This is a genomic window from Kitasatospora sp. NPDC048722 (assembly GCF_040650235.1).
Classification (GTDB): Bacteria; Actinomycetota; Actinomycetes; order Streptomycetales; family Streptomycetaceae; genus Kitasatospora.
Genome location: NZ_JBEZGX010000024.1, coordinates 86,674 through 98,974, shown reverse-complemented (window position 1 = coordinate 98,974; position 12,301 = coordinate 86,674). Strand labels below are relative to the sequence as shown.

11 protein-coding genes and 1 tRNA gene are annotated in these 12,301 nt (G+C 71.0%); 7 read left to right on the top strand and 5 right to left on the bottom strand.

All coding sequences use genetic code 11. The features are described 5' to 3' along the window. Window positions 1–165 precede the first annotated feature (165 nt). Window positions 166–1,665, top strand: a complete 1,500-nt coding sequence (locus AB0C76_RS19490) for an MFS transporter (protein ID WP_359966533.1) — start codon at window positions 166–168, stop codon at window positions 1,663–1,665. A gap of 83 nt (window positions 1,666–1,748) precedes the next feature. Here the strand turns inward: AB0C76_RS19490 and AB0C76_RS19485 are convergent, their stop codons facing one another. Beyond that, entirely contained in the window at window positions 1,749–2,297 is a 549-nt protein-coding gene (locus AB0C76_RS19485; RefSeq protein WP_359966531.1) for a GNAT family protein, read from the bottom strand. Between the two features lie 88 nt (window positions 2,298–2,385). On the opposite strand from AB0C76_RS19485, the gene AB0C76_RS19480 reads away from it, so the two are divergent. Continuing rightward, window positions 2,386–3,036, top strand: coding sequence for a TetR family transcriptional regulator C-terminal domain-containing protein (locus AB0C76_RS19480; protein WP_359966529.1), 651 nt, complete (start codon window positions 2,386–2,388; stop codon window positions 3,034–3,036). 222 nt (window positions 3,037–3,258) lie between these two features. On the opposite strand, the gene AB0C76_RS19475 is transcribed toward AB0C76_RS19480, so the two are convergent. Next, window positions 3,259–3,334, bottom strand: a tRNA-Arg gene (locus tag AB0C76_RS19475). Between the two features lie 650 nt (window positions 3,335–3,984). Between AB0C76_RS19475 and AB0C76_RS19470 the strand changes: the two genes are divergently transcribed. The 5 genes from AB0C76_RS19470 (at window position 3,985) to AB0C76_RS19450 (ending at window position 9,668) form a co-directional block, all read left to right on the top strand. Continuing rightward, window positions 3,985–4,587, top strand: a complete 603-nt coding sequence (locus AB0C76_RS19470) for a single-stranded DNA-binding protein (RefSeq protein WP_359966527.1) — start codon at window positions 3,985–3,987, stop codon at window positions 4,585–4,587. 354 nt (window positions 4,588–4,941) lie between these two features. After that, a complete protein-coding gene (locus AB0C76_RS19465) occupies window positions 4,942–6,399 on the top strand; it encodes a Cys-Gln thioester bond-forming surface protein (protein ID WP_359966525.1) in 1,458 nt (485 codons plus the stop codon). 289 nt (window positions 6,400–6,688) lie between these two features. Beyond that, a complete protein-coding gene (gene ettA / locus AB0C76_RS19460) occupies window positions 6,689–8,353 on the top strand; it encodes an energy-dependent translational throttle protein EttA (RefSeq protein WP_359966522.1) in 1,665 nt (554 codons plus the stop codon). Between the two features lie 109 nt (window positions 8,354–8,462). Beyond that, window positions 8,463–8,939 (top strand): thioesterase family protein, encoded by a 477-nt coding sequence (locus AB0C76_RS19455; RefSeq protein ID WP_359966520.1) that lies wholly within the window; start codon window positions 8,463–8,465, stop codon window positions 8,937–8,939. A 36-nt stretch (window positions 8,940–8,975) separates the two neighbouring features. Beyond that, on the top strand, window positions 8,976–9,668 hold the full coding sequence (locus AB0C76_RS19450; RefSeq protein ID WP_359966518.1) for a hypothetical protein: 693 nt from the start codon (window positions 8,976–8,978) through the stop codon (window positions 9,666–9,668). A 14-nt stretch (window positions 9,669–9,682) separates the two neighbouring features. On the opposite strand, the gene AB0C76_RS19445 is transcribed toward AB0C76_RS19450, so the two are convergent. The 3 genes from AB0C76_RS19445 to AB0C76_RS19435 all read right to left on the bottom strand — a co-directional run bounded on the left by AB0C76_RS19445 (window position 9,683) and on the right by AB0C76_RS19435 (window position 12,263). Beyond that, complete coding sequence (locus AB0C76_RS19445) at window positions 9,683–10,087, bottom strand: globin (RefSeq protein WP_359966516.1); 405 nt, start codon at window positions 10,085–10,087, stop codon at window positions 9,683–9,685. A 101-nt stretch (window positions 10,088–10,188) separates the two neighbouring features. Next, on the bottom strand, window positions 10,189–11,349 hold the full coding sequence (locus AB0C76_RS19440; RefSeq protein WP_359966513.1) for an ABC transporter permease: 1,161 nt from the start codon (window positions 11,347–11,349) through the stop codon (window positions 10,189–10,191). After that, window positions 11,346–12,263 carry an ABC transporter ATP-binding protein gene (locus tag AB0C76_RS19435; RefSeq protein ID WP_359966510.1) on the bottom strand — a complete coding sequence of 306 codons (918 nt, stop codon included), beginning with the start codon at window positions 12,261–12,263 and terminating at the stop codon, window positions 11,346–11,348. The genes AB0C76_RS19440 and AB0C76_RS19435 overlap by 4 nt, the downstream gene beginning before the upstream one ends. Between the last annotated feature and the right edge of the window lie 38 nt (window positions 12,264–12,301).

The following is a 12,301-nucleotide window of genomic DNA, read 5'->3' as shown; positions in this document are numbered from 1 at the left end:
ACTATACCAGGCTCAAAGATGGTCCGGGATGAATATTTGCCTTGGCTGAAGAATCGATCCAGCTAAAGAATTGACTCGGTACAAGTTGACTGCCATCGTGATGGACGTGCCGCCGGGCCGCACCGGTCCGGCTCCGAACTCCACCGTCTCCGGGGGGACTCACCGATGGCATCCGAAAGCCCGATGACACCCGCCCAGCGCAATCTGGGCATGCTGCTCTGCATGGTCACGATCGTGCTGGCCATCCTCGACTCGAACATCGTGTCCGCGGCCACCGTGCCGATCGTCCGCGATCTCGACCCGGTCCACGGCGTGGACCGGCTGCCCTGGCTGATCAGTGCGTTCTCGCTGGCGGCCACCGCCCTCCTGCCGCTCTACGGCAAGCTCTGCGACGTGTACGGCGCCAAGCGCGTGCTGCTCGGGGCGGTCGGCACCTTCCTGCTCGGCTCGGCGGCCTGCGGCGCGGCGCAGACGATGGGTCAGCTGATCGCCTTCCGGGCCGTCCAGGGCGTCGGCGGCGGCGGGTTGATGAGCGTCACCATGGTCGTCATCGCCCACCTCAAGGACCCGGAGGAGCGCGGCGCCGGCAAGGGCGGCGCGATGGGCGGCATCTTCGCGGGCGTGGGCATGGCCGTCGGCCCGCTGGTGGGCGCGCTGTTCACCGACCACGTCGGCTGGCGCTGGATCTTCTACGTGAACCTGCCGCTCGGCCTGCTCGTCCTGGTCGGCACCGCCCTGGTGATCAAGCTGCCGCGGACGACCGGCCGCCGCGGTCTGGACTTCCTCGGCGCCGCCCTCGCGGCCGCCTTCGCCACCGGCCTGCTGCTGGTCACCGAGTGGGGCGGCAAGGACTACGCGTGGACCTCCCCGGTGATCCTCGGGACCGCCGCCGCCACCCTCGCCGCGCTCGGCCTCTTCCTGTGGCGCCAGGGCACGGCCGCCGAACCGGTGCTGCCGCTCTCGCTGTTCCGGATCCCGGTCGTGCGGATCGGCTTCGCCCTCCAGGGCCTCGCCGGGATGGGGATGATGGGCGCGATCGTGTACGTGATGATCTACCTGCAGATCGCCCGGGGGGTCGCCCCGACCTCGGCCAGCCTCTACCTGATCCCGATGGCCGCCGGGATGACCGCGGCCGGCGTGCTGGTCGGCCGGCTGACCGCCCGGGGCCGCGCGCCGCGCACCTTCCTGGTGGCCGGGGCCGCCTTCGGCGCGCTCGCCCTCGCCCTGCTGGGGCTCAGCGGCCCGGACACCGGTCTGTGGGCGGTCGGCCTCGAACTCGCCCTCCTCGGCGCGGGGTTCGGTCAGCTGATCGGGCAGCTGATCCCGCTGGTGCAGGACGCCGCCCCGCGGCACCAGCTCGGCGTGGCGACCACCGGCATCAGGTTCTTCCAGACCCTCGGCAACGCGCTGGGCGCGGCGCTCTTCGGCACGCTGCTGGCCCGGGTCTTCGCGGCGGGCGAGCCCGGCCGGTCGATGGGCGCGCTCCGGACGCTGACCGGGGCGGCCCGGGACCACGCGGTGCACGGCTTCACGGACGCGGTCGACGTCGTCTTCCTGTCGGCGTCCGGGGTGATGGGGCTGGTGATGCTGCTCGCGCTGCGGCTGCGGACGCCGGCCGCGGAGGTGGCGGCCGACGCGGCGGACCGGCCGGTGCTGGCGGCCTGAGCGGGGTCCGTCTCGCTGCGGAGCGGGGCCCGGTGGATCGCAGGGGAATCCACCGGGCCCCGCTCTTCGCGCGGCCGGGCCCGTCAGGCCTGGGGCTTCCACTCGGTCGCCAGGACCGCCCAGATCTGCTTGTCGTGGCGGACGCCGTTGTGCGGGTACCACTCGCGCAGGGTGCCGTCCAGCGTCATGCCGACCCGCTCGGCGACGGCGCGGCTGCGGGCGTTCCCGGCGGAGCACCACCACTCGGCGCGGTGCAGGCCCCGGGTGGCGAACGCGTAGTCGAGCAGGTGCCGGACGGCGGCGGTGATCAGCCCGCCGCCCTCGCCGGCCGGCTCGGTCCAGGCGCCGATCTCGCAGACGCCGTTCTGCGTGCTGAAGCTCACGAACATCACGCCGCCGACGAGCGTGCCGTCGCGCCAGATGCCGAAGATCCGGCCGGCGTCGGCGGCCTGCTTGTCGGCGTAGCGCTGCAGGGTGGCGCGGGCCGAGTCGAGGTCGGTGGAGAAGGTGGCCCACGGGATCCACGGGTCGGTGTGGGCCCGGGCGCGGTCGATGTGGGCCAGGAACTCCGGGGCCTGCCACGGCTCCAGCGGGCGCAGTTCGGCGTTCTCGGCGAGCGGTACGGCAAACAAGGGTGGGGCCTTTCCGGGGAGTGCGCGGGACGGGCGTTCCGCCTGGAGCATCATTCATAACAAACGTTTGGTATGTACGATAGCCCCCATGACACCGGCCCGTGGAGACCATGACGCCCGCCGCCTCGAAGTCTCCGAGGGGGTCTGGCGGGTGCTCTCGACCCGCGGCTTCGAAGGGCTGACACTGCGTGCGGTGGCCGCCGAACTGGGTGCCTCCACCGGTCTGCTGACGCACTACTTCCCCAACAAGCGGGCCCTGCTCGGCCACGCGCTGGAGGAGCTGGACCGGCGCTCGCTCTCCCGGCCCCGGCGCACCGCCCCGGCCGACGGCACCCCGCCGCCGCCCGCCGGGCTGGCCCGGCTTCGGGCCGCGCTGCTCGACGTCCTGCCGCTGGACGAAGCGGCCGTGGCCGGCAACCGGATCTGGGTCGGCTCCTGGGACGTCGCCCTGGCCGACGCCGAGCTCACGGCCGCCCACGCGGGCCGCTACGGGCGCTCGCGCGAGGCCCTGGCGGGGCACGTGGCGGACGCGCAGCGCCTCGGGGAGCTCCCGGCCGGGACGGACGCCGGGGAGCTCGCGGCGGGCGTGCAGGCCTTCGTGCTGGGGCTGGTGGTGCAGGCGCTGTTCTCGCCGGGGGAGTTCCCGCCGGAGCGGCAGGTCGCGCTCCTGGACGCCCACCTGGCGGGGCTGGCGGGGCCTTCAGGGCCTCCGGGGCCCGCCGGGCCGGACGCGGACTGAACTCCGGCGCCGGTCGTGCGCCGGAACGGCCGAATCCGCACCGAGAGGGCGGAATCGCCGGATTTCCGTCGTTAGGCGGGCGTCGTGCGTTTGGTCCTCAGTGGCGCCGAATGCCGGAGTGAGTTTCTCGCGATGCCCATGACACGCATTGTCACGGGTTATGAGCGGTGCGTGTGCGGGGGATTTCCCGGCGGCCGCGACGGCGGCCCGCGAATTGGCAGGTGGTGCCCCCAGCAGGATTCGAACCTGCGACCTACCGCTTAGAAGGCGGGTGCTCTATCCGCTGAGCTATGGGGGCGGGACGGGCGGCGCCCGGGTGGGCGTGACCGTTGCCGGGATCGGGCGGCGGGCGCGTGGGGCGCCCGGGTCCGTCCCCGTACCTGAGGGTTGGGGGTGGGGGTTGGCAAGCCCTCGCCCTGTCGGGGACAGGATAAGGGTGTCCAGTTCCTCGGCCGGGTTCGACGGCACCGCCGTTGGTGTGTCGGCTCCGGTGGAGCGGTCCGATAATCGCAGGTGAACGCCGTGTGTGCAGCGTTCTGGCAGTGTTCCGCGCCGGACGTTGTGCAGTCGTTACGGGGCTGCCGCCTCACCCGTTATGGATTCGGCACGGAGAAACTACCGCGTGCGGCGCGGGTGGGGGACCCTATTCGGCTTCCTTCGGTCGGATGACGTGGGCGGACGGCGACCGGCCCGCGTTCCCCGGCGGAGGGGCAGGGCGGGGAAGGGCTCCGATTGTTGTCATGCTCGCGAAGAGTCGGGCTCCGCGGGGGAGTGGACGGGCGAAATTCACCCCTGCGGGTGACAAGAGTTTTCCACAAGGCCGAGTTGTCCACAGGATTTCGGAACTTCCTGGCGTGGATTTCCCGTGAAGCGCACTCTCGTCCCGCACCGGTCGATTCCGTACGGTGCATCGGCGAGAACGGAGAGTGCGTTGTGAACGAGACTCAGGTGACGGTGATCGGCAATGTCGCGACGGAGGTGAGCTACGGCGAAACGGGCAGCGGCGTGCCGATGGCCAACTTCCGGCTCGCGTCCACCGAGCGGCGGTACGACCGTGAGCGCCAGTGCTGGGTGGACGGCGAGACGCAGTGGGTGACGGTGACGGCCTGGCGGGCGCTGGCGGTGAACCTGATCGGCTCGCTCTCCAAGGGGGATCCGGTGGTGGTGAGCGGGCGGCTCCGGGTGCGGGAGTGGGACGGGGGCGAGGGCAGGCGCAGCCGGGTGGAGATCGACGCCAGGTCGGTCGGGCACGATCTCAACCGCGGTACCTCGGCGTTCCGTTGGGCGTCGGGTGCGCGGGGGCATCCGCCGGCGGTGGTCGGGGCGGCGGGCGGCGAGCCCGGGGGGTCGCCCGCGGGTGAGGCGGTGCCGGGGTGGATCGCGCACGCCCTGGCCGCGCGGAAGGCCTCGGCGGCGGTCTCCGCGGCGGTCGTGGCGCCGTCCGATGGTGGGGCGGATGGGGCGGGTGTGGCGTCCGAGGGGGCGTCCGGTGACGATGGCGAGGTGTCCGGAAAGGGAAGTGAAGGTGACGTCCAGGGGCTGTTGATCTGACGCCGGGTCGATCAGAAGTGTCGACAAATACGTAGATCGAGGCGGTTGTTGCGCCCGCACGCGCAATCTCCGCCCGATAACAGAAAGTGGCCGAGAGTTTCTGGCCGATCGTCAGCTTGTGTGGAAACTGGGAGGGTTGATAACGATACAGATACGGAATCGTCCTGATTTCGCATGGCGGTTTGCGGACCTCTGGGGGTCAATAGGATTCATCTGGTTCATACCCCGCAGCGGCGCCACAGGGGGCGCGCGCGGCAAGGCAAGTCGGCGGGCTGCCCATCGGCACGGCCCGGCCCGGAGGGAAACCAGATGGTTCAGGTGCAGGGGCGGAGTCTTCCCCGCATAGCTAGTGTCATGCTCACGACCAGTATCGCGCTGGGCGGAGGTCTGTTCGCGGCCGGTGCGGCGGCTGCGGCCGCACCTGGCTCGGGCGTGACCGCCATCGTCCAGGACACGATGCTCGGCGAGCGGATCGACATCGAGGGCGGCGAGACCGTCAACGGCGGTCTGTTCACGCTCAAGACGGACAGTGGCGAGCTCCAGACCTACTGCATCGACTTCGGCAACCCCGTGTACCTCGACAGCGGGGCGCAGTACCAGGAGTCGGACTGGAAGTCGAGCTCGCTCGGCCGCAAGGACAAGGCGCAGGACGCCGCCAAGATCCGCTGGATCCTGGAGAACTCCTACCCGCAGGTCACCGACCTCGCCAAGCTGTCCAAGGACGCCGGCGTCACCGGCCAGCTCTCCCCGCAGGACGCCGCGGCCGGCACCCAGGCCGCGATCTGGAAGTTCTCGGACGGCAAGAACGCCACCCCGCAGAACTCCAAGGCCAAGCAGCTGCGCGACTACCTGATCGGCGACACGAACAAGGGCATCGCGGCCGAGCCGAAGCCCTCGCTCACCCTCGCCCCGGACTCCGTCTCCGGGAAGTCGGGCGGCAAGCTCGGCCCGTTCACGCTCAACTCCAGCGCCGCCCAGGTGAAGCTGGCGGTGGCCGGTTCGGCCGCCGACAAGATCAAGGTCCTCGACAAGGACGGCAAGCAGGTCAACGGCGCCCTGAACGGCCCGATCGCCAAGGACACCCAGCTCTTCCTCGACGTCCCGGCCGGCACCCCGGACGGTGGGGCCACCCTCACCGCTTCGGCCGAGACCGTCGTTCCGAGCGGCCGCGTCTTCCTCAGCGAGGGCTACACCCCCGAGAAGCACAGCCAGACCATGATCCTGGCCGGCTCCAGCAAGCTGAGCGTCAGCGCCACCGCCAAGGCCAGCTGGAAGCAGGGCAAGGGTGCGCTGCTCGACAGCATCGCCCAGGTCGAGTGCGACAGCAACGGCGTGCGGGTCACCGTCGCCAACGGCGGTGACGAGGCCGGCACCGTCAACGTGAAGCCGGTGGGCAAGGACCTGACCGTCCAGCCCGGCAAGACCGAGAGCCTGGTCGTCCCGGTCAACAACAAGGCCGCCTACGACATCACCGTCACCGGCCCGAACGGCTACACCAACAACTTCAAGGGCATCCTGGACTGCAAGGGCACCGGCACCACCCCGGTGACCCCGAGCTCCGGCCCGTCCACCCCGGCCGCCACCGGCAAGCCGTCCACCCCGGCCGGCACCCCGTCCGCCTCGGTGAGCACCGCCGCCCACCCGGCCCCGGCTGCCACCAGCTCGGCCCCGGGCACCGGTGGTCTGGCCCAGACCGGTGCCAGCAGCAACACCCCGATCCTGGCCGGCGTCGCCGGCGCCCTGGTCGTCGCCGGTGGTGCCGCGGTCTTCTTCCTGCGTCGCCGCGGCCGCCACGGTGGCAGCGCCGCCTGAACCGGTAGCACGCACTAGTCGCACGGCTCAGTAGCGCGACGGCCCGGCTCCCCGCACCAGCTGCGGGGAGCCGGGCCGTCGGCGTTCCGGGAGGCGTTCCGGAGGTGTTGCGGGCGGGCCGGAGCAGGCGGGCCGGAGCACGCGGGCCGCAGGTGGGCCCCGCGCGAGCCCGCCGGCCCGTCCGGGATACCCCGGTGGGGTCACCCGGGCGGTTCGGGGCTCCCGGCCGGTGCGGCACAATGGAAGGCTGCAAGCCGAATTACTCCCGACGACGCCGGAGCGATCTCACGTGGCGGAATACATCTACACGATGCGCAAGGTGCGCAAGGCGCACGGAGACAAGGTCATCCTTGACGACGTGACGCTCAGCTTCCTCCCCGGGGCGAAGATCGGCGTCGTGGGCCCCAACGGTGCCGGTAAGTCCACCGTGCTGAAGATGATGGCCGGCCTGGAGCAGCCCTCCAACGGCGACGCCTTCCTCTCGCCCGGCTTCACCGTCGGCATGCTCCTCCAGGAGCCGCCGCTCGACGAGTCCAAGACGGTCCTGGAGAACGTCCAGGACGGCGTCAAGGAGATCAAGGGCAAGCTCGACCGTTTCAACGAGATCGCCGAGCTGATGGCGACCGACTACTCGGACGCGCTGCTCGACGAGATGGGCAAGCTCCAGGAGGAGCTGGACCACGCCGAGGCCTGGGACCTGGACGCCCAGCTGGAGCAGGCCATGGACGCCCTGGGCTGCCCGCCCGGCGACTGGGCCGTCACCAAGCTCTCCGGTGGCGAGAAGCGCCGCGTCGCGCTCTGCAAGCTGCTGCTGGAGGCGCCCGACCTGCTGCTCCTCGACGAGCCCACCAACCACCTGGACGCCGAGTCGGTGAACTGGCTGGAGCAGCACCTGGAGAAGTACAAGGGCACCGTCGTCGCCGTCACCCACGACCGGTACTTCCTGGACAACGTCGCCCAGTGGATCCTGGAGCTCGACCGCGGCCGCGCCTACCCGTACGAGGGCAACTACTCCACCTACCTGGAGACCAAGCAGTCCCGTCTCAAGGTCGAGGGGCAGAAGGACGCCAAGCGCGCCAAGCGCCTCAAGGAAGAGCTCGAGTGGGTCCGCTCGAACGCCAAGGGTCGCCAGGCGAAGTCCAAGGCCCGTCTGGCCCGCTACGAGGAGATGGCGGCCGAGGCGGACAAGATGCGGAAGCTGGACTTCGAGGAGATCCAGATCCCGCCGGGCCCGCGCCTGGGCAACGTCGTCATCGAGGTCGAGAACCTCAACAAGGCCTTCGGCGAGAAGGTCCTGATCGACGACCTCAGCTTCACGCTGCCGCGCAACGGCATCGTCGGCATCATCGGCCCGAACGGCGCCGGCAAGACCACCCTGTTCAAGATGCTCCAGGACCTGGAGACCCCGGACAGCGGCACGGTCAAGGTCGGCGACACCGTCAAGATCAGCTACGTCGACCAGACCCGCTCCAACATCGACCCGAAGAAGACCCTCTGGGAGGTCGTCTCCGACGGTCTGGACTGGATCAACGTCGGCCAGGTCGAGATGCCGTCCCGCGCCTACGTGTCGGCCTTCGGCTTCAAGGGCCCGGACCAGCAGAAGCCGGCCGGCGTGCTCTCCGGCGGTGAGCGCAACCGCCTGAACCTGGCGCTCACCCTCAAGCAGGGCGGCAACCTGCTGCTCCTCGACGAGCCCACCAACGACCTCGACGTCGAGACGCTCTCCTCGCTGGAGAACGCCCTGCTGGAGTTCCCCGGCTGCGCCGTGGTCATCTCCCACGACCGCTGGTTCCTGGACCGGGTGGCCACCCACATCCTCGCCTACGAGGGCGAGAGCAAGTGGTTCTGGTTCGAGGGCAACTTCGAGTCGTACGAGAAGAACAAGATCGAGCGACTGGGCGCCGACGCCGCCCGTCCGCACCGGGCCACCTACAAGAAGCTGACCCGCGGCTGACACCCAGCTGTCACGACGGCCCGGCAGACCGCCCTCCCGGGGGGCCTGCCGGGCCGCGGCCCGCCGCCGCCGAACGGCGGCGGGCGACCGGACACCGAGGAGAACACCTGTGGCCCGCCACATCTACGCCTGCCCACTGCGCTGGTCCGACATGGACGCCTTCGGGCACGTCAACAACGTGGTCTTCCTGCGCTACCTGGAGGAGGCCCGGATCGACTTCATGTTCACCCAGGCCGCCGCGGCCGGCGCCGGGGAGTTCGCGGGCGGGTCGGTCGTGGCGCGCCACGAGATCGACTACAAGCGGCCGTTGGTGCACCGCCCGGAGCCGGTGACCATCGAGACCTGGGTGACCAAGATCGGTGTCGCCTCGCTGACCGTGGCGTACGAGATCAAGGACACGGCCGAGGACGGCAGCGACATCGTGTACGTCCGCGCCTCCACCGTGGTCGTGCCCTACGACCTGGCCGAGCAGCGCCCGCGCCGGATCTCCGAGGTGGAGCGGCAGTTCCTGTCCCGCTTCCTGGACGAGTCCGCCCCGGCGAAGAAGGGCGTGCGGAAGGCCGAAGCGGCCGTCGCCGTCGCCTGAGCGCAGAAACCTTCTACCGATGAGAGCCGAACCGCGTTGACCACCACCGACCGCCTCGCGCTGACCGACGCCGGCGAGGCCGCCGACCTGTCCGCCTTCCTGCTGCGCCTGCTGCGCTTCGACAAGGCGGCGTCGGTGCGGTTGCAGGCGGTGGCCCCGGCCGGGGGCGAGGGGGTGCTGGCGGTCTTCGGCCGGCTGCCGCTGGGCGGTTCGGGCGCGCTGGCGATCCGCACCGCGCGGCTGACCGGCCTCGGCGAGCCGGTCGACCGGACCGTCTCGGCGGGCCAACTGCTGGACGCCGTCGACGCGGAGACGGGCGCGGTCGCGCTGCCCGCGCCGGTGACCGGCCCGGCCTGGGCCGGGCTGCTGCCGCCGCGCACCGGCTGGCGGCCGGTCGGGGAGCCGGCGGTGGCCCGGGTGTACCCGGAACTGATGGCCGGCGTGCGGGAGTTCCGCGAGCGCAGCGAGGCCGTCCCGGCGCACCACCGCAGTCGCGCGGTGCTGGACGAACTGGCCGACGAGATCTGGTCCCGCCCGGTGGCGGCGCTGCCGGAGCTGCCGCTGCGGGCGGTTCACGCGGCGTACGTGATCGGCTTCCTGAAGCCGGACGCTCCGCTGACCGTGCACCGGGCCGGCGGCTGGCTGCGGCTGAGCGCCCCGACCGGGTCGGTGGCGGTCCGCACGGCGGCCGCGCCCGGCGCGGGGCTGGGGCTCAGCCCGCTCAGGTAGGCCGTCGAGGCCGCTCAGCCCTCGGTGTTGATCATCGAGGCGGCGGCGTAGGTGAGGTAGTCCCACAGCTGCTGCTCGTCCTCGGCGGGCAGGGCGAGCTCGTCGACGGCCGCGCGCATGTGCTTGAGCCAGGCGTCGTGGGCCGCGCGGTCCACCTTGAACGGCACGTGCCGCATGCGCAGCCGCGGGTGGCCGCGGTGCTCGCTGTAGGTGCGCGGGCCGCCCCAGTACTGCATGAGGAAGAGGACCAGGCGCTCCTCGGCCGGCCCGAGGTCCTCCTCGGGGTACATCGGGCGCAGCAACTCGTCCTCGGCGACGCCCTGGTAGAACCGGTGGACCAACCGCCGGAAGGTCGGCTCGCCGCCGACCTTGTCGAAGAAGCTCTCCTCGCTGAGCGTGCCACGCCGGATCTCATTCACCCGACCATGGTCGCAGACGCCGACGGGGCCGTACACCGGGACCAGAGGCGTACGACCCCGCGGGGTCGGGTCAGTGCCGTGGCACTACCGGGGAGCGACGATCAGACGTCGTCCCACTTGAACAGCTTCGCCGAGACGAGCGTCAGCACGACGGCGAATCCCAGCAGGATGCCCATGGCGGGCAGCGCGTCCATGACGCCGCCGCCGCGGCTGAGCACGGACCCGGCGGCGTCGACCAGGTGCCGCAGCGGCAGCACCTCGGAGATGGTCTTCAGCCAGCCCGGGGCGTCGTCCATCTTGAAGAAGGAGCCGGAGAGGAACGACATCGGCAGCACGATGATCTGCGAGATGCCGTTGGCCGCCTCCTCGGTCTTGGCGATCGAGCCGGCCAGCAGGCCGATCGACATGAAGGCGATCGTCGCGCAGATCACCAGCGGGATGATCAGCCACCAGTCACCGCTGAGCTTGAGCCCGAAGAACGGCGTGGTGGCGACGACCAGGAAGATCGCCGTCTGGGCGAGGGCGGTGATCACCGACACGACGACCCGGGAGGCGATGACCGAGAAGGCGCTGACCGGGGCCAGCCGCAGCCGGCGGAGCACCTTCTGCTTGCGCCAGCCGACCAGGGTCAGCGAGGCGCCGAACACGGCGCCGGTGGCGACGGCCCAGCCGAGCAGGCCGGGGGTGAGGAACTGGATCGGCTTGAGCGACTGGTCCTCGACCTGGGTCGCGTCCAGCGAGAACGCCGGCGGCTTGCCGGTGGCCTGCTGGTAGGCGGCCTGGTTGGCCTGCTGGACGATCGCGTTGAGGATGCCCTGGACGGAGCCGGCGCGGACCTGGTCGGCCGCGCTGAAGTGCAGCTCGATCCTGCCGTCCGGGCCCTGCTTGATCAGCGCGTCGAGGTCGCCCTTGCGCACCTTGGTGAGCGCGGCCGCCTCGTCGTCGGTCCTGCTGATCTCCAGGACCTTGCCGAGCTCCGCGCGGCCGTCGCCCTGCACCGAGTCCAGCACCTGCACGGCGCCGATCTGGGCGACCTTGGCGTGCGGGCTGGTGGCGCCCTTGAGCAGGGTGCCGAACAGCAGCAGGAACATCAGCGGGAACAGCATGACGAAGAAGACGGCGCTGCGGTCGCGCTTGAACGACAGCAGCATCGAGCGCGACAGGCTCCAGAAGGCGCTGACCCGCTCGTCGTCCGCGGCGGCGCCGGCCGCACCGCCGCGCTGGGCGGGCACCTTCGGTTCGGTGGACGTGGTGGGGGTCATGCCCGGTACTCCCGTCCGGTCAGCTGGAGGAAGACGTCCTCCAGGGTGGCGCCGCGCACTTCGAGACCGCGCAGGGCGTTGTGCTCGGCGAGGACGGCCAGGATCGGGGCCGGGAGGCGGGTGGAGAGGGACAGCGTGGTGCCGTCGTCCTCCAGGGAGGCGATCTCGGCGCCGGCCGCGGCGAGCAGGTCGCGCGCCCGGTCGAGGGCGAGCTGGCCGGATTCGACGCTGATCCGGACGGTGTCGTCGATCTCGCGGATCAGCGCCGCGGGGGCTCCGGTGTGCAGGATCTTGCCGTGGTCCATGATCGAGACCCGGTCGCAGAGGATCTCGGCCTCGTCCAGGTAGTGGGTGGTCAGGACGACGGTGCGGCCCTCGCGGTTGATGTCCCGCAGGAGGTCCCAGAGGTTGCGCCGGGCCTGCGGGTCGAGGCCGGTGGTGGGCTCGTCGAGGAAGACGAGCTCCGGGTCGTGGGCGAGCGCGCAGGCGATGGACAGGCGCTGGGCCTGGCCGCCGGACATCTGCTCGGTCATCACCCCGGCCTTGTCGGCCAGGCCGACCCGCTCCAGCATCGCGTCGGCCCGCTTGGGACCGACCCCGTAGAACGACGCGAAGGTGCGGATGGTCTCCCGGGCGGTGAGCTTGCGGAAGAAGGCGGAGGCCTGGAACTGCACGCCGATGCGCGGCAGCAGCTGCGGGTTGCGCGGCCAGGGGGCCATCCCCAGCAGCTCGATCCGGCCCTCGTCGGGCTTGCGGATCCCTTCCAGGATCTCCAGTGTGGTGGTCTTCCCGGCGCCGTTGGGCCCGAGGATTCCGTAGAATTCGCCGGCTTCGACCGTGAGTGACACCCCGTCGACAGCCTGCACGTCCCCGTACCGCTGGCGGATGCCGTCAGCGGATATAGCTGCAGTCATGAGCCCAGAGCGTAGGGCTTTTCTCCGACGATATGCAT